Origin of the sequence: Williamsia muralis (assembly GCF_002735905.1) — a bacterium.
GTDB lineage: Bacteria > Actinomycetota > Actinomycetes > Mycobacteriales > Mycobacteriaceae > Williamsia > Williamsia muralis_A.
Genome location: NZ_PEBD01000008.1, coordinates 248,880 through 265,345 on the forward strand (window position 1 = coordinate 248,880; position 16,466 = coordinate 265,345).

Below are 16,466 nucleotides of genomic sequence, written 5' to 3' on the forward strand. Positions count from 1 at the left end.
TGTCTGCGCTCACCACCGCGATGGGTGTTACCTCTTGGGATCGACCAAGACCTTTGCATGCCGACTCTGGCCCGAATCGAGTTCGGCGAACATGGGTACCAGCTCATCGAGGCCGATGGTGCCCGTGTGCAGGGATCGCACATCCACCCGGCCGGCGGCGATCAGTGTCATGGCGCCGAGGAAGTCCTCATGCGAATACGCCAGGGAACCGATCACCGTCAGCTCTCGGCTCTGCCAGTCTCCGTAGCTCACCGAGGAATTGGTGCCCGGGTAGCCCAACAGTGCCAATGTGCCGCCCCGGCGGACCAGTTCGGCAGACGGTTGCAACAGATCGGCCACGCCGGTGCACTCGAAAAGCACGTCTGCACCGAGTCCATCAGTGGCCTCGGCGAGCAGTGCCCTCAGATCGCTGGGCTCGACCACCTCGGTGAAGCCCAGATCGACGGCCGCCGAGCGTCGAGCGGGCGAAGGCTCGCTCACGATGATCCTGCCGGCACCCGCCACCCTCGCATGCTGGGCGGTGAGCAGACCGATCGGTCCCGCTCCCTGCACCACCACGGCGGCGCCGAGGCGAATAGCAGCGCGTTTGACCGCGTGGAAGGTGACTGTGGCCGGCTCCATCAGGGCCGCCTCCTCGTCGGAGATCGTGTCCGGGATCGGAATGGCCCTGCGCGCAGATACTTTGAGCTTGGTCGCGAACCCGCCGTGCGCAGGGGCGTCGTCGGTGATCCCGTTGGCCTCGGCGAACGCAAGGTCGCAGTGAGCCGCATACCCGGCGCGACATTGAGCGCACTGGCCACACGCCGGCCCGACACCGGCGACCACACGTTGCCCGACCGAGAGTCCGGTGACCTCCTCACCGACTGCGCTGATCGTTCCCATCCACTCGTGTCCGAAGACGGCAGGCGGCAGGCCGGCGGATGCGTAGCCGTGAGTATCGGTGGCGCAGATGCCGCAGTAGCCGATGTCCACGACCACGCCGTTCGGCGCTGGGACCGGGTCGGCCTCCAGCGCGGTTTCTGCTGTCTGCGGCGCCACCATGTGTACGTATTTGTTCTGTCCGTCGGTAGCCATGCTCCTCACTTCCCGCTCATGCGCTCGACCACGGGCGCAAACTGTTCGTAAGCCCTATCACCGATCGTAAAGTAGGAGAATCCGAACTCCTCGCGACGTTGTTCGAGCTGCTCACAGATGTCATCGACCGACCCGACGAGAGCATGCGGAAATGCCCGGAGCTCGGCTCGGTTGAAGCCGGTGCGATCGATCAGGGCCTTTTCGGTGACGTCGGTCTTGCCCTCGATCGCCACGAAATACGCGCCGGTCTCGATCTCGATGTCTCCGAACCGATCGCCGGCGCCGTCCCGAACCCAGTCCATCTTCTTGTGGGTCTCTTCGACGGTGGAGGTGAGCACACTGTCCGAACCCAGGACACCCGAACGGTTGTTGAAGTTGATGCTCGCGATGTCGGCGGTCCTACCGGCAAGCGTCAGGACCCGGCGAGCGCCGCCTCCGACCATGATCGGGGGCGCGGTCTCGGGTACGGGCAGCGGAGCGAACCCCGCTGCCTTGACGATCTTGCCGTCCACGTCGATCTGTTCGCCGCGGAACTGCTGGGCGATGAGTTCGATCGTCTCCTCGAGACGGTCCACCCGGGACCCCGCCGAAGGGAAATCGATACCCATGGCTTCGTATTCGGCCCCGAGCCATCCCGCTCCCAGCCCGATCTCGATCCGGTCGGGCGCGAACATCGCAAGCGTTGCAGCCTCTTTGGCCAGCACAACCGGTTCGTGGTAGCTGGTGCAGAACATTCGGCACCCCACCTTCAGGGTCTCGGTCACCTCGGCCGCCACGGCCATGCTCGTGATCGGGGCCATCGTCACCGGCCGATGGCCGGTGGGGTCCAGAGCAGCGCCTGGTCCGATGTAGTGATCTGAGACATGTAGCGCCGAGTAGCCCATGTCCTCGACCTTGTGGGCCACATCGCGCCACTCCTTGCCAGTGTTCGCGCGGTAAACCTGCGCAGCGAAGCGAAACGGGCGGATCTGATGTGTCATGACTTCCACTTTCGTCCTGTTGTATGTCTTTGTCGCCGGGATGGGGCCGATGGACTGATCGATCGCCGGGCGGTTCCGATCAGCGGCCCGCCGCCGCCGTCCGGTCGAGGTCCTCGAGGAGATCGCGAGCGGCGGCACCCAGCTCGTCCGCCCAACCACGGGGATCGACGGCGCCACGGTCAGACGGCGCCTCGACACTGATCGCGGCCGTCGGCGGCAATGCGCGGACCAGATCGACCAACGGCAGAACACCCTGACCGGGCGCCAGCCGGTGCTGGCGCGCTTCGGTGATCGCTGCGTTCTCATCCGTGGCCGGTTCGGCCGAAAGTGCGTCGCACAATTGACAATAGGGGAACAGGTCAGGCGACTGCCTTGCGATGTCGTCGATCGGCGTGCCGGCCCGGGCAACGTGCAACGCATCGAGCAGGATGCCCGGGCCGCCGTCACCCGCGTCGGCCAGGAAGCGAGCCGCGGCATCCATGTCGCGGACGGCGCTGAAGATCATCGGTTCGAGGCAGCACCGCAGACCGTGGTCGGCTGCAGCAGAAGCGAGTTCACCGAACAGCGTGGTCGCCCGCTGGTAATCGTCGTCGAGAACGGTGACGAGCAGATACGACGCCGACAAAGCCTGTCCGGCCTCGAGCACATGTATCCAGTCCTCGCGCGAGCTGCCCGGATGCAGTTTGATCACCTCGGCGTCGAGGACACGCATTCCGTTGTCGTGCAACGCCTGCCGGGTGTCGCGGAGAAGAGCCGAACCCTCCAGCAACTGGAACCCGCGGTCTCGTGGTGTCTGTGCCACCCGGAGTCCGACTGCGTTGAACCCCGCCGCCGCGGCGTTCTCGATGAACTGGGGCGGCGGCACCTGAATCGCCGAGAGGTGTGACAACGACAGGATTCGTTGCTGTGGAGACTGTTCCATTCGGGTTCCGATCATTCGGGGTGGCTCACCGATGGCGCGGAAGTGCCCGGGGCATGGTGCTCGCCCCGGGCAGTTCCTCACCTACGCAGAGATCACTTCTTCCAGAGGGCCTTGAACTGGTCCTGGTAGTCGGCGACTCCGACATAGAAGCCGGTCTTGTCGTCGATCACCGCCGATCCGATGTTGTCCTTGTTGAGGAGTTGGGTCGGCAGGAACGCATCGTCGGCGGGCGCCAGGTCGTCGCCGTTGAACGAGCGGGCCAGCATGTCCAGCACGCGCCACCCGAGGATCTGCACCGGGAAACCGACCCACACGCTGTTGTCACCGTCTTCGAGCGACTTCAGGTTGTCCGGTGTGGGGGTCTGACCGGCAAAGGTCACCTGGTCTTGCAGGCCGGCACCTCGTAGTGCCGCGTCCACACCGAGCACGAGGTCGCCGAACGAGAAGACCGCGTAGTTGATGTTCGGATCTCGCTGCAGCGTGCTGACCACGCTCTGAGGGGTCTTGGTACCGAGGTCGGTGACCTGCTGATTGACCATCTCCACCTTGCAGCCCGGGCACTGCGCCTTCATCTGCGCGGTGAAGGCATCGGTGAAGACGTTGAGGATCGGGTAATCGGTGATCGTGAAGACCGCGACGTTCGCGTCGCCTTCACTGTCGACGACAACCTGACTGGCAACCATCTTTCCCCACTCCTGCACCTGCGCAGTTCCATCCAAGGATGTGGAGATCACGCCGGGGATCGGCTCGTCACCGACACTGTCGGCGATCACGGTGATCCCGGCCGCCTTCGCGGACTCGATCTGCTTGCTCAGCATCGACACCGGGGTGCCCGAGAAGTGGATGGCATCCGGCTTCAGCGCAATGGCCTGATCCATCGCCTTGGGTGCGGCCTCTGCGTCGGTTCCCATGATGATCCGCTGGTACCGCCAGCCGAGCAGATCGGCAGCCTGCTGGATGGCGTCGTCCTTGGCACTCGAGATCGGTTGTGGGGTCTCGATGCTGATGACGTATTTGCCCGCTTCGGGGGCTTTGCTCAGCGGGGTGTCGAGCACGAGGTTGGTCGGCGCAGCCTCGTACTGATCGGTCACAGCCTGCGCGGCGGCGATGTCCGCCGGCTGGCTGGAGCCGCCGTCGTCGCTGCTGCTACACGCGGTGGCGAACAGACTCGCGGAGACAACGGCAACGAACGCCTTTGTCCAGGTTGTCGTTTTCACATGGATTCCTTTCGAGGGGTGGCCGATAGGCCGGGTGGAGAAGACGTTTCGAGACCGGGCCCGTCAGGCGCGACGGGCGGTGCGGGCCGCCAGGGCGACGGCGACGATGAGGGCGAGACCGTTGAAGAGGTCGTTGACGTAGCTGGGCGCACCTGCGAGCTGCAACCCCTTGACGCCCGTGGCCAGGAGGTAGATGGCGATCAGCGTGCCGAGCACGTTGACTCTTCCGGCCCTGATCTGAGTGGAACCGAGGAACACCGCGGAGAACGCCGGCAATAGATAGGAGGGTCCGATGTCAGGGGCGGCGGTCCCCAGTTTGGCAGCCAGGATGACGCCGGTGAGGGCAGCGACGGTCGCCGAGGTGACCAACGCGCCGAACATGATCCGTTCCACCCGCAGTCCGGCGAGCCTGGCCGCCTGGCGATTGCCACCGGTGGCGTACAGGTACCGGCCGAGGGGAGTCTTTTCCAAGATCACGTACATCACGGCGGCGACGGCGATCATGTAGAAGAACGGAAGGGGTAGTCCGAGGAAGGGCTTGCTGCCCAGATCGAGGAAGCCGTCGGTGAAGCCCTCGGTGATCTGCTTTCCGTCGGTGACCCAATACGTGCCTGCCAGAAGGATGCTCGACATACCAAGGGTCGCGATGAAGGAGTCGACGTTGAGTTTGACCACCACGAACCCGTTGACCGCACCGATCAGGGCCCCGCAGAGCAACGTGGTGATGATCGCGATCGGTGCACTGATCCCCTTGGACAGCTGGTACGAGACCATCGCCACCGAGAAGCCCATCACGCCGGCTATCGAGAGGTCGAAGACTCCCGCCGCCAGGGGAACAATCAATCCGATCGCCAACATCGCGGTGATCGCCTGGTCGCCGGCGATGATCCGGAAGTTGCCCTCGGTCATGAACGTGTCGGGGATCCAGATCGCGAACAACACGATGATGGCAACCCAGACATAGATTCCGCTGAACCGGTCGAGTCCCAAGTTGATCTTGCGTCTGCCGCGCCCCGCTTGGTGACCGCCCGTGGGTGGTGGACCCTTCGGTGATGTCGCCGTCTCTTCAGGGGATTGTGTTGTCATGGTGTTCCTTTCACCGAAGTGGTGCCCGGAGGTAGAGGAGATGTCGCTGCGGCGGATCGGGCATCAGGTCCGCTGCGATGCCGCGAGACGGCGGCCGCGGAGGGCTCAGGATTCGGCGAGTACGGGTTTCTTGAGAGTGGAGGCGGTCAGTCGATCGGGGTCGATGCGGGGCCGGCGCAGATCGTCCACGACCCGTCCTGCGGAAAGCACGATCACGCGGTCGCACAGCCTCGTCAGCTCGCCGTGGTCGGTGGACACCACCAGGACGGCGGCACCCTTCTCCGCGGCGTCGTCGATCAGCGCGTGGATGTCGGCCTTGGCGCCGATGTCGACGCCCTGGGTCGGCTCGTCGAGCAGCAATACCCGCGGATTGCGCCGCAGCCAGCGTGCCAGCATGACCTTCTGCTGGTTGCCGCCGCTGAGGGTGCCGAGGGCCCGCTCGGTGTCACCGGCCGGACGAACTCCGAGACGTTCGAGCCACGTTGCCACATCGGACTTCTCACGTCCTGCACGGAGCCAGCCACCGCTGGTGTACGCCCACGGGTCGGCCACGGACACGTTCTCGCGCAACGATGCGGCCGCGAACGCGGCGTTGCTCAGACGTTCCGCGGGAACACAGCCCATCCCTGCCGACATCGCGAGATCGGGACGGCCCTGCTCGACGACGTTGCCGTCGATCGTCACCACGCCTGCACGACTCTCGCCGCCGAACAGCGCCGGGACGATGTGTTCGCGGCCCGACCCGGTGATCCCGGCGATTCCGAGGACCTCTCCGGGATGGATCGCAAAGCTGAGCTCGTGTGCGGCACCACAGGTGAGCGCGTCGACCTCGAGCGCAGGCGCTCCGGCATGCGTTGTCTCTTCGGGCTCGGCGAGGAACTCCTCGACTCGGCGGCCGATCATCAGTTCCACGAGACCGGGTTCATCGAGCCCCTCGAGAGGTCGCGTGGTCACGACTCTGCCGTCGCGCATCACGGTCACGCTGTCGCACAGCGAGAACACCTCTCCGAGGTGGTGCGAAACAAACAGTACGGCCACACCGCGGTCGCGGATCTTGCGGACCAGCTCGAACAAGCGAACCGCCTCGGCCGCAGGCAGATTGGCGGTCGGTTCGTCGAGCACGAGGATGTGGGTGTCGCCACTGCGTCCCTGAACAGCGCGTGCGACGGCCAGCATGGTCCGCTCGCTCATCGTGAGCGCACCGGCCAGCTTCTTGAGGTTCAGGTCGAACCCGAGTTCTGCGAGCGCTTCTTTGGCCTGGGCCCGTTCTGCGCGATTGTCGATGGTGCCGACAGCAGTGCGCTTGTAGCCGTGACCCAAAGCGAGGTTGTCGACGACATCCAGACTCTCGACGAGGCCCAGTTCTTGGTGGACAAAGCGCAGCCCGGCCGCCTCCCCACCACCGGGGACTCCGAGGTTCAGCTCGTTGCCCGCCACGGTGATCTTCGCACCGTGGTCCGGATCATGGTATCCGGCAAGAACTTTGATCAATGTCGACTTACCGCACCCGTTCTGTCCCACCAGTCCACGGATTTCACCGGGGGCAAGCGAGAGATCGACACCATCGAGGGCTCGTTGGCCGCCGAAAGTTTTCGAGAGGCCGCTGATGCTGAGCGCGTCTGTCATGTTGGCCTACCTACGTGAGGAGAGTTACTTGAATATCACTTGTGTTACCTGGATCATAGTGAAGTATGTACATGGATATGTCCAGCGTTTGCTGAATTTGTTATTTTCGGCTCTGACCGGGAGATTCATGCACACCGCGGCAACTGTCCAGCGTCAACGCCGGCAACCCGGCGCCGCTGCGGCAACAGGTATCTACAGTCAGATAGAAGTTACCGAGTGGTAAAGGAGAGGTGGCCTTCAGTGATCGACGTCGACCTGGGCACCGTCGTACAAATCGCCTACATGGTGGACGATGTCGCCTACGCAGCCGAGGAGTTCGCATCCCGACTCGGCGCCGGGCCATTTCTCGTGCGCCGCAACCGCATCACCGGCGCCCTGGGCCCCGATGGCGAGCCGGGCGCTTTCGACCACTCGTCCGCCTACGGCCAGTGGGGTCGCCTACAGATCGAACTGGTGCAGACCCACACCGCAGAGCCGGCGGCGTTCGCGGCCACCACCTCCATCCGGAACAGCATCCACCACGTCGCGCTCATGGTGGAGTCGTTCGCCGAGCAACAGCGTGTGTATGCGAGAACAGGTTGGCCGGCACTGCTTTCTGCGACCACCCCGAACGGAAATGACTTCGCCTTCCACGACGCCCGACCACAGCTCGGTCACCTGGTGGAGATCTACGAGCCGCGGCCATCGATCCTGCGCCTGTATCGGACGGTTGCCGATGCCGCCGTGAACTGGGACGGCACCGATCCCGTGCGCCAGATGTGATCAAGCGGCCGCCAGCAGTTCGGCGGCCCGGTCGCGGGCAAGTGCGAGAACTTGCGGATTCCCCGAGTTCCACAGCACCGTGAGCCGTTTGCTCCGGATCTTCCACTCTCCACCAACCCGCACCACGCCGTCGGTGTAATAGCCGCCGATCGTGAACATCGCGTCCCCGGCGGTGTTGGGCAGTACGTGCTCGGCCCGCACGTAGGAGGTCACGGTGCCCTCCTCGCCGTCGATGTCGATGTCGAGGTTCGACAGGAAGTGCTGGGATGCAGCGAGGCCCGGGAACAGCATTCGTCCGCGCTGCACCCAGTCCTCGGCGCGGAAGCGGCCTTCGTTCCCGGCGCGATAACTCGTGTAGTCGATGTCGATCTCATCGGTGAACACAGAGCGGTACAGATCCCAGTCCCGCAGGTCGATCCCCCGCGCGAATCTTGCCATCAAGCGGGTGATCTCCACATGGGCTGTCTCGGTCATGGTCGGTTCCTTATCTACAGGTTCGTTCAGGGCATCGGGGTCGGGCGGTGCGGGAGCGGGTCAGCTACGCAGCTGCAGCGAGATCTTCTCGAAGTACTCATCGAGCCCATCTGGGCCGAGTTCACGTCCGATGCCCGACTTCTTCATGCCGCCGAACGGGGCCATGGCGTTGAACCGTCCGCCGTTGATCGAGACCTGCCCGGTACGCAGGCGCTTGGCGATTGCGATGGCCTCGTCGTCGTCGGCCGCGAACACCGCACCCGACAACCCGTACTCGGAATCGTTGGTGATGGCGACGGCGTCATCGATGTCCCGATAGGTGAGGACCGCAAGCACCGGGCCGAACACTTCGTCCCTGGCGATGGGGGTGTTGTTGTCCACGCGACTGACCACCGTCGGACGCACGAAGTAGCCCGACCGCAGCCGTTCATCGAGCCCGTCCACGTCGCCGGGACCGCCCACCAGGAACCTCGCGTCCGCCGGCACTTCCGCAAGATGTTTGAGCACCGACTGCTGCTGGTCCTGCGAGGCCATCGGTCCCACATCCACCGTTTCGTCGAGGGGGTCGCCGATCGTCTGAGAGCCGACCAACTCCACCAGTCGCCGCTCCACTTCGTCGAGTCGGTCGGCCGGGACGAGCAACCGGGTGGTGGCCGTACAGGTCTGGCCGTTGTTGACGTAGCAGCTACGAACGGCGGCGTTCAGCGCCGCGTCCATGTCCGCATCCGGGGCCACGATGAACGCCGATTTCCCTCCCAACTCGAGAGTCACTTTCTTGATTCCAGCTGCAGCAAGTTGTCCGACTCGAGCTCCTGCAGATGTCGATCCGGTGAGGCTCACCAGATCGACGTCTGGGTGCCCGGCGAGCCGTTCGCCGGCTCGGCCACCAGAACCCGACACCACATTGAGGACGCCGGGTGGCAATCCGATGGCGTGGGCGATGTCGGCGACCACAAAGGCAGCAAGCGGAGCAACGCTGCTGGGCTTGACCACGGTGGTGCATCCTGCCGCGATCGCCGGGGCGACTTTTGCCGCCAGTTGGTACAAGGGGTAGTTCCACGGGGTGATCGCACCGACCACACCTGCGGGAACCTTGACGATCAACGAGGTTCCGCGCCTTTCTTCCATCGGGAGTGACTCGAGGACGTCGGCCATCGTTCGGAAGATTGTCACGCCCAGGCCCACCTGCACGCTCCGTGACCGTGCGATGGGTGTTCCGACCTCTCGCGCCATCGTCTCGGCCAACACGTCCTCGCGTTGCAGGAGTTCGTCGGCGAAGCGTCGGAGCAGCGCAACGCGGTCGGCCACCGGCGATTGTGACCACGACGGGAACGCCCGTTTTGCCGCTCCCACAGCAGCGTCGATATCAGCTTCTGTACCTGCAGGGACGCGGGCCAGCAGGCCGCCGGTGGCCGCCTCGAAGACGTCGATCGTTCCTCCGCCGTCCGACGGCACCCACGTGCCGTCGATATAGAGCTCGGTGCGATCGTCCATTCTGGGCGCCTCCACTTCGTCGTGCGATGAACACCGAGTGGCGACCATCACAGCCAGCGTAATCTACTTTGCGGATTCGTTGTCAAGTAACTCTTCGGTTTCAAGTCTGTACATAGTTTGTGCGTTCTTTCTTGACTTCCACTACTATTTGGGTACGTTATGAGCACGGTCACAGTCTCCGAGCGCGAGGCACCGACCGCTCTCGCCATCCGCCGTCCCGCAGCCGGGACCCGTTCGAGGAGCACCATGAACGACCTCGCGATCAACAACTCTGCACCGGCCACCGCGTCAGCCGAGCTGGTCAATCTTGTTGTGAAGGGCATGTCCCGTGGGCCGATCGCCCCTGAGCTGCAGATCGTCGTCGATGCCGGGCATGCCATCGCCAAGGGTCCGATGGTGATGCCGACCCCGGCAGGTATCGCCGAGGCAGGCCGCCTGGTGCGTCTGCCGGAGGGCAGCGCGCAGGAGCAGGCCGTGCGGGACTTTCTCCACGCCTTCCTCCCCGTCAACCGGCAGCTGCGTGAACTGTGCACCGCATGGCAGTGCCGGCCGGACGGCTCGGCCAACGACCACTCGGACGCCCAGTACGACGCCTCCATCCGTGATCGACTCGACGACATCCACTCGGCGGTCTCGAAGATGCTGCGGCGGGCGGGCAAACAGGCCCCAGAACTCACCGAATACCGCGACCGTCTCGGAGTCGCGCTCGAACGCTTCGACGACGGCGACACCGCATCCCTCACCTCACCCCTCACCGACGGCTACCACACCGTCTGGATGTGGCTGCACCAGCACGTTCTGATGATGCTCGGTGTCACCCGCGCCGAGGACGAGGCACTCGAGGAGGAACTCGTTTCGGGTTCATCCCGATGACGTTGTCGGAGAACACATTCCCCGCAACGACCCGCGCCGCCGTCCCGTACGGCCAGGGACGTGCCCGCGGACTCGGCGCAGACGTGCTCGGGGTGCACGGCGTCGAGATGGACAACCTCGTCGCCCTCGGCCTGCCCGTCGTCCCAGGATTGACGGTGCCGATCGGCGCCGGATCCGGCCTGCAGGATCACCAGACCGCCACCACGGCGATCGACCTGCTCGAAAAACTCGCGGTCCGGGGCATCTGGCCGGCTGTGCGTACAGAGCGTCGGCCCATGCTCATGCATCTGCGCTGCAGCGCGCCCGTACCCGTGTCGGCTCTACCGCCCGCCATCTCGGTCATCGGCTTGTCCAGCCGGAACATCGACGCACTGGTGGAAGTGATCGGACGCGAACGCGACATCTACGACTCCTGGGCCGCGAATCTGCGGTTCGTCGCGGAGAACGCGCTCGACGTGGATGTCGATGACCTCGACGACCTCGCGGACGACCATCCCGACAGCAGGGCCCAGGTGCCCGCGCTGCTGGAACTGATCGAAGAATCGACAGGTGCACCCTTTCCCGCCGACCCGGCCGAACAACTCGGCCTGGCGGCCAAGGCGATGCTCGCTCGGTGGGCGTCACCTCGAGGCCAGCGGGCCCGTAGAGCGTTGTCACTCCCCGACGATCTCGGGATCGCCCTGCATGTCCGAGCGCTGCGTCTGGGCTCGTGGAATGAGTCCGGCTACGGATCGGCCATCAGCCGCGACCTCGAGACCGGCCGCTTCGCACCCCACGGCGTGTTTCATCTCGGCGTTCGTCGGGCCGACCCGAATCCGGGTCCCGGTGACCCCCTCGACCAGACACCTGGCGGTGTCCAGATCCTGGACCAGATCTTCGCAACCCTCGAGCCGCATCTGCGCGGAGTCGCAGAGGTCGAGTTCGAGGTGCGAGACCGCCAGCTGGCGTTGCTGAGTGCCCAGGCGGTCGAACACCCCGGTCCACGTGCGATCACACACCTCGCGGTGGATCTCGCGACCGCAGGCTCCATCAACCGCAGCGAAGCCGTTCGCATGCTCGAACCAGACCTGATGCAAGACCTCCTGCACGCCCAGCTCAAACTGACCGGGTCCGAACAATTGCTCGCACGCGGGCTGCCGGCCTCTCCCGGCGCTGCAATCGGTGAGATCGCCCTGTCAAGCGACCGCGCAATTCAGCTCGCAGGCCAGGGCAAGAACGTCATCCTCGTCGCATCCGAGACGAGCCCGGCAGACGTGCCGGCCCTGCTCGCGGCCACCGCGGTGGTCACATCGAACGGCGGGCTGGCATCGCATGCCGCGGTTGTCGCACGGGGGGCCGGACGCCCGGCTGTCTGCGGAGCGACGACGCTACGGATCGACGCGAACGCCGGCACGGTCACCGCCGGTGAGGTGACGCTCCGTGAAGGCGACACCGTGTCGGTCAACGGGCGCACCGGAGACGTGTATTGCGGCACCGTGACGATTCGCCCCGCCGAGCCATCGGCCGAACTCGAGATACTACTCGGGTGGGCCGACGAGATCCGGCGCCTGAGGGTGCGCACCAATGCAGACAACGCCGAGGACGCCGCTACGGCGTTTCGGCTCGGTGCCGAGGGAATCGGCCTCTGCCGCACCGAACATCAGTTCCTCGGCGATCAGCTCCCTCTGGTGCAGCGCCTTGTGCTCGCAGAATCGGAGGCTGAAGAGATCGAGGCGATCGCCGCTCTGACCACTGCCCAGCAGAGCGACTTCACCGACCTACTGCGAGTGGTCGGAAGCCGGCCGATCACGGTTCGCCTTCTCGACGCTCCACTCCACGAGTTCCTGCCTGCCGACGGCGAGTACCGCGACGAGGCGCAAGCCCAGCGCGCCGCCGACACCCATGAGTCGAATCCGATGCTCGGATTGCGGGGTGTGCGGTTCGCGATGGTGCAGCAGAAGCTGTATCCGGCACAGGCCGAGGCGTTGTTCCGGGCGTGGGTGACCGTGAACGGGGAAGGGCTGCAACCACAACTCGAGGTGATGATCCCGTTGGTGTCACTGCCCGGCGAGCTGTCCAAAGCGATCGAGCAGGTGCGTTCGGCCGCAGCGGATGTTGAGCAGGACACCGGCGTGACGATTCCGTATCTCGTGGGCAGCATGGTCGAGACACCCCGCGCCGCCTTGCTGGCCGAATTGTTGGCCGAAGACGCGCAATTCCTCTCGTTCGGCACCAACGATCTGACGCAGCTGACCTATGGGTTCTCGCGGGACGACGTCGAGAAGACCATGCTCACCCACTATCTCGAACACGGCCTGCTCGACGACAGTCCTTTCGCCGTACTGGACACCTATGGTGTCGGGGCGTTGATCTCGATGGCCGTCCGCAGTGCGCGGCGGGCACGACCCGAGGTGAAGCTCGGCGTGTGCGGCGAACACGGCGGCGATCCCGCGTCGATCGCCTTCCTGGATTCTGTTGGACTGCACTATGTCTCGTGTTCACCGCGTCGTGTCCCGGTGGCCCGGCTGGCTGCTGCGCACGCGGCACTCGAAAGCAGGTGACGGGCGGTGAGTACCGAACTCGATGACCTGCGTACTGCAGTCCGTGATGCCGCTGTCGACCTCGGCGGGCCGGTCCTGTGCCGTCGGCTGGACGCCGACGGCCCTGGCTGGGATGCCATAGCGTGGTCGGTGCTGGCCGAGCAGATCGGCATCGGCGCACTGGGCTTGCCCGAAGACCTGGGAGGTCTTGGTGGTCTCCCCGAACTGGCGGTGGTGGCCGAGGAGCTCGGAGCCGCACTGCTGCCGGTCCCCTTTCTCTCCACCGTCATCGCCGGCCAGGTCCTACTGGGCACACCCACACCTCCCGACGACGTCCTGACGGAGATCGCAGAGGGAGCGCCTGCCGCATTCGCAGGGTTCGACCGACGGGGGTGGTGGTCGACTGACGAGTTGCTGTTCGCTGCAACCGAAGTCGACGGCGGCTGGGTGATCGACGGACACGCCCTGGCCGTGCTCGGCGCCGCAGGAGCGACATGGATTGTCGTCGCCGCGAACACCGCAGACGGTCCCGACATTTTTGTCGTCGCGGCGGCCACTGACGGCGTGGACGTCAATCCCGTCGAAACCCTGGACCTCACCCGTGCTCAGGCCTCGGTCCACCTGGCTGCCGTCCCGGCGATCCGGCTCACCACCGGTGGAAATGCATCTGCTGCAGTGCTTCCAGCCCTCGATACCGCATGTATCGTGCTGGCAGCCGAGCAACTCGGCGGTTCTCAGGCCAGCCTCGATCACACGGTCGACTATGTGAAAGAGCGCCGCCAGTTCGGTCGGGCCATCGGCAGCTTCCAAGCCGTCAAACACACCCTTGCGGATTTGCTTGTCCTCGTCGAGTCGAGTCGCTCGGCAGTGAGCCGCGCAGTCGAGTCCGATGACCGGACTGAGGCCGGGGCCGTCGCAAGGGCCTGGTGTTCGGACGCCTACCGGACAGTGAGTGCCGAAGCCGTGCAGTTACACGGCGGCATCGGTTTCACGTGGGAACACCACTGCCATCTCTATTTTCGGCGAGCGCGCGCCGACGCTCAGCTGCTCGGCGGCAGTGCCATGCATCGCGAGCGACTGGCCACGGCCCTGGCCTGGTGAGCGCCTGACCACAAGGAGAGCCGCGGCCGAAGCGCCTGTCCAATGTTCGTTTGGCGCGCTGCATCGACAACTGTCAATATAGATCGGTGTCGAATCAGAGTCCGAACCCGTCCCGCGATGAAGCCTGTTGCTCGCCCTTGGTCCAGGAACCGCTCAGCATGGACCGCACCGTCCAGCTGGCGCGCATGTTCAAGGCGTTGGGAGACCCGGTACGGCTGCGCCTGTTGAGCCTGATTGCCAGTCACCTCGGCGGCGAAGCATGCGTCTGCGACATATCGGACTCGTTCGATCTGTCCCAGCCGACGATCTCGCATCATCTGAAGGTGCTACGGCAAGCCGGCTTGCTCGACTGTGAGCGCCGCGGGACCTGGGTCTACTACCGGGTGGTACCCGGTACGCTGCAACAACTTTCGGCGACACTCGACATGTCCGATCTCTCGCACACCGTCGATGAAGCCCTGGTGACCTCGTGAGCACGGCGACAGACGCGGCCGACAGACCGGCGGTCGTCGCGAAGCTGTCCACACTCGACCGCTTCCTGCCGGTGTGGATCGGCGTCGCGATGGTCGTCGGCCTGGCGCTCGGCCGGCTGATCCCCGGACTGAACAAGGCGCTGTCCGCGATTTCGGTCGACGGCGTCTCGCTGCCCATCGCCATCGGGTTGCTCATCATGATGTACCCGGTGCTCGCCAAGGTCCGCTACGACCGTCTCGACTCCGTGACCGGCGACAAACGTCTGCTGGCGGCCTCGTTGGTGCTGAACTGGTTGATCGGCCCCGCACTGATGTTCGCCCTGGCATGGCTGTTCCTCCCCGATCTGCCCGAGTACCGGACCGGCCTCATCATCGTCGGGCTGGCACGGTGCATCGCGATGGTGATCATCTGGAACGACCTCGCGTGCGGTGATCGCGAAGCTGCCGCAGTGCTTGTCGCGATCAACTCGGTGTTCCAGGTGGTCATGTTCGCCGCGCTCGGATGGTTCTACCTCTCGGTACTCCCGGGGTGGCTGGGCCTGGAACAGACCACCATCGAGGCGTCCCCGTGGCAGATCGCGCAATCCGTGCTGATCTTCCTGGGAATCCCGCTCATCGCCGGTTTCCTATCCCGTCACCTCGGCGAGAAGCGCAAAGGCCGAGATTGGTACGAGACAACATTCTTACCGCGAATCGGCCCCTGGGCGTTGTACGGACTGCTGTTCACGATCGTCATTCTCTTTGCGTTGCAGGGTGCTCAGATCACGTCGCAGCCTCTCGACGTGGTCCGGATCGCGCTCCCGCTACTGGTGTACTTCGCGGTCATGTGGGGTGGCGGATACGCGTTCGGTGCAGCGATGGGGCTGGGGTACGCACGCACCACCACACTCGCGTTCACTGCGGCGGGCAACAATTTCGAACTCGCCATCGCTGTAGCCATCGCCACCTACGGCGCCACGTCGGGGCAAGCGCTCGCCGGTGTGGTCGGGCCCTTGATCGAGGTGCCCGTCCTGGTCGCTCTGGTGTACGTATCGCTTGCCCTGCGTCGACGTTTCACTCCGCAACCGCCCTCCCGTTGAGGGGTGTGGCGCGCAATGTCTGACGAAACGCCAACGGCTAGCAGGGTTCCCAACGTGCTGTTCATATGCGTGAGCAACAGGGGCAAGTCGGTGTTGGCGCAAGGCCTCGCCCAGAAGATCGCCGGCGCTGCCGTGTCCGCAGGCTCAGCAGGCACCGAAGCGACGGTCGATAGCCGGGTGAACGAGCTGTCCGCCCAGGCTCTCGCCGAGGTCGGGGTGGAGGTCTCCGATCACCGGCCCCGCCAGCTCACCGACGACATGATGCGCGCCGCTGACGTGACCGTGGTCGTCGGGTCAGCCGCGCGGGTGAACCCTCCAGAGGGAACCACCCTCGAGGTGTGGGACACCGACGAACCATCGCTGCGGGGGATCGAGGGCATCGAGCGGATGCGCTTGATCCGCGACGACATCGCAACCCGGGTCACCGACCTCATCGCCCGGATGACCTGAGCTGATCGGGCGGGCTCGGTGGGCAGCTCACGAAACCCGGGAAAGCTCGCGCTACAGACCGAGCATCGGCGAGGAAGGCGAGCGGGGTTAATGTGCAGGTCGCGAAACTCGCAGAGGCTCGGTCTGCGGGGCGAGCGACGGCGAGGTCAGCGAGCCGGGTCGCAGGGCAGCGCGCGAGACCCGCGAAAGCTCACGCTACAGACCGAGCAAGGGCCAGCACACCGAGCCGGGTCGCGGGCCAGCCCACCCGACTCGCAAACGCCCGCGCTACAGACCGCGCAAACCACCAGCACACCGAGCGGAGCCCCGGGCAGGTCCCGAAACTCAGGGAAGCTC

General features: G+C 65.1%; 15 protein-coding genes. 7 read left to right on the plus strand and 8 right to left on the minus strand.

Annotation, left to right across the window (positions count from 1 at the left end):
* Positions 1-27 precede the first annotated feature (27 nt).
* From CSW57_RS10130 to CSW57_RS10155, 6 genes are all read right to left on the minus strand, one after another.
* Positions 28-1,074: a zinc-dependent alcohol dehydrogenase gene (locus tag CSW57_RS10130; protein WP_099382677.1), complete on the minus strand. Its 1,047-nt coding sequence runs from the start codon at positions 1,072-1,074 to the stop codon at positions 28-30.
* Positions 1,075-1,079: 5 nt separating this feature from the next.
* Positions 1,080-2,054: a TIGR03621 family F420-dependent LLM class oxidoreductase gene (locus CSW57_RS10135; protein ID WP_099383288.1), complete on the minus strand. Its 975-nt coding sequence runs from the start codon at positions 2,052-2,054 to the stop codon at positions 1,080-1,082.
* Positions 2,055-2,133: 79 nt separating this feature from the next.
* Complete coding sequence (locus CSW57_RS10140; protein ID WP_223249167.1) at positions 2,134-2,976, minus strand: sugar phosphate isomerase/epimerase family protein; 843 nt, start codon at positions 2,974-2,976, stop codon at positions 2,134-2,136.
* 92 nt (positions 2,977-3,068) lie between these two features.
* Entirely contained in the window at positions 3,069-4,193 is a 1,125-nt protein-coding gene (locus tag CSW57_RS10145) for a sugar ABC transporter substrate-binding protein (RefSeq protein ID WP_189339203.1), read from the minus strand.
* A 63-nt stretch (positions 4,194-4,256) separates the two neighbouring features.
* Complete coding sequence (locus CSW57_RS10150; protein ID WP_051721164.1) at positions 4,257-5,279, minus strand: ABC transporter permease; 1,023 nt, start codon at positions 5,277-5,279, stop codon at positions 4,257-4,259.
* A gap of 105 nt (positions 5,280-5,384) precedes the next feature.
* Complete coding sequence (locus CSW57_RS10155; protein ID WP_099382679.1) at positions 5,385-6,905, minus strand: sugar ABC transporter ATP-binding protein; 1,521 nt, start codon at positions 6,903-6,905, stop codon at positions 5,385-5,387.
* A 240-nt stretch (positions 6,906-7,145) separates the two neighbouring features.
* Between CSW57_RS10155 and CSW57_RS10160 the strand changes: the two genes are divergently transcribed.
* Positions 7,146-7,667, plus strand: a complete 522-nt coding sequence (locus CSW57_RS10160; protein WP_099382680.1) for a VOC family protein — start codon at positions 7,146-7,148, stop codon at positions 7,665-7,667.
* Here the strand turns inward: CSW57_RS10160 and CSW57_RS10165 are convergent, their stop codons facing one another.
* Together CSW57_RS10165 and CSW57_RS10170 are read right to left on the minus strand one after the other, a co-directional pair.
* Positions 7,668-8,141, minus strand: a complete 474-nt coding sequence (locus tag CSW57_RS10165; RefSeq protein ID WP_099382681.1) for a nuclear transport factor 2 family protein — start codon at positions 8,139-8,141, stop codon at positions 7,668-7,670.
* Between the two features lie 60 nt (positions 8,142-8,201).
* On the minus strand, positions 8,202-9,635 hold the full coding sequence (locus CSW57_RS10170) for an aldehyde dehydrogenase family protein (protein WP_099382682.1): 1,434 nt from the start codon (positions 9,633-9,635) through the stop codon (positions 8,202-8,204).
* Between the two features lie 159 nt (positions 9,636-9,794).
* Here CSW57_RS10170 and CSW57_RS10175 point away from each other — a divergent pair, with 159 nt between their 5' ends.
* The 6 genes from CSW57_RS10175 to CSW57_RS10200 all read left to right on the plus strand — a co-directional run bounded on the left by CSW57_RS10175 (position 9,795) and on the right by CSW57_RS10200 (position 16,130).
* A complete protein-coding gene (locus tag CSW57_RS10175) occupies positions 9,795-10,508 on the plus strand; it encodes a hypothetical protein (protein ID WP_223249168.1) in 714 nt (237 codons plus the stop codon).
* Positions 10,505-13,048: a putative PEP-binding protein gene (locus CSW57_RS10180; RefSeq protein ID WP_099382683.1), complete on the plus strand. Its 2,544-nt coding sequence runs from the start codon at positions 10,505-10,507 to the stop codon at positions 13,046-13,048. The genes CSW57_RS10175 and CSW57_RS10180 overlap by 4 nt, the downstream gene beginning before the upstream one ends.
* A gap of 6 nt (positions 13,049-13,054) precedes the next feature.
* Positions 13,055-14,128 (plus strand): acyl-CoA dehydrogenase family protein, encoded by a 1,074-nt coding sequence (locus CSW57_RS10185; RefSeq protein ID WP_099382684.1) that lies wholly within the window; start codon positions 13,055-13,057, stop codon positions 14,126-14,128.
* An 86-nt stretch (positions 14,129-14,214) separates the two neighbouring features.
* A complete protein-coding gene (locus CSW57_RS10190; protein WP_099382685.1) occupies positions 14,215-14,601 on the plus strand; it encodes an ArsR/SmtB family transcription factor in 387 nt (128 codons plus the stop codon).
* Positions 14,598-15,680, plus strand: a complete 1,083-nt coding sequence (gene arsB / locus CSW57_RS10195; protein ID WP_099382686.1) for an ACR3 family arsenite efflux transporter — start codon at positions 14,598-14,600, stop codon at positions 15,678-15,680. Before CSW57_RS10190 ends, arsB begins: the two co-directional genes overlap by 4 nt.
* 15 nt (positions 15,681-15,695) lie before the next feature.
* Entirely contained in the window at positions 15,696-16,130 is a 435-nt protein-coding gene (locus CSW57_RS10200; protein ID WP_099383292.1) for an arsenate-mycothiol transferase ArsC, read from the plus strand.
* Positions 16,131-16,466: the final 336 nt, after the last annotated feature.

Bases quoted from the DNA above. Each gene is read 5' to 3' on its own strand.
- CSW57_RS10130 (WP_099382677.1), bottom strand. From the start codon at position 1,074: ATGGCTACCGACGGACAGAACAAATACGTACACATGGTGGCGCCGCAG.
- CSW57_RS10135 (WP_099383288.1), bottom strand. From the start codon at position 2,054: ATGACACATCAGATCCGCCCGTTTCGCTTCGCTGCGCAGGTTTACCGC.
- CSW57_RS10140 (WP_223249167.1), bottom strand. From the start codon at position 2,976: ATGGAACAGTCTCCACAGCAACGAATCCTGTCGTTGTCACACCTCTCG.
- CSW57_RS10150 (WP_051721164.1), bottom strand. From the start codon at position 5,279: ATGACAACACAATCCCCTGAAGAGACGGCGACATCACCGAAGGGTCCA.
- CSW57_RS10155 (WP_099382679.1), bottom strand. From the start codon at position 6,905: ATGACAGACGCGCTCAGCATCAGCGGCCTCTCGAAAACTTTCGGCGGC.
- CSW57_RS10165 (WP_099382681.1), bottom strand. From the start codon at position 8,141: ATGACCGAGACAGCCCATGTGGAGATCACCCGCTTGATGGCAAGATTC.
- CSW57_RS10170 (WP_099382682.1), bottom strand. From the start codon at position 9,635: ATGGACGATCGCACCGAGCTCTATATCGACGGCACGTGGGTGCCGTCG.
- CSW57_RS10175 (WP_223249168.1), top strand. From the start codon at position 9,795: ATGAGCACGGTCACAGTCTCCGAGCGCGAGGCACCGACCGCTCTCGCC.
- CSW57_RS10180 (WP_099382683.1), top strand. From the start codon at position 10,505: ATGACGTTGTCGGAGAACACATTCCCCGCAACGACCCGCGCCGCCGTC.
- CSW57_RS10200 (WP_099383292.1), top strand. From the start codon at position 15,696: ATGTCTGACGAAACGCCAACGGCTAGCAGGGTTCCCAACGTGCTGTTC.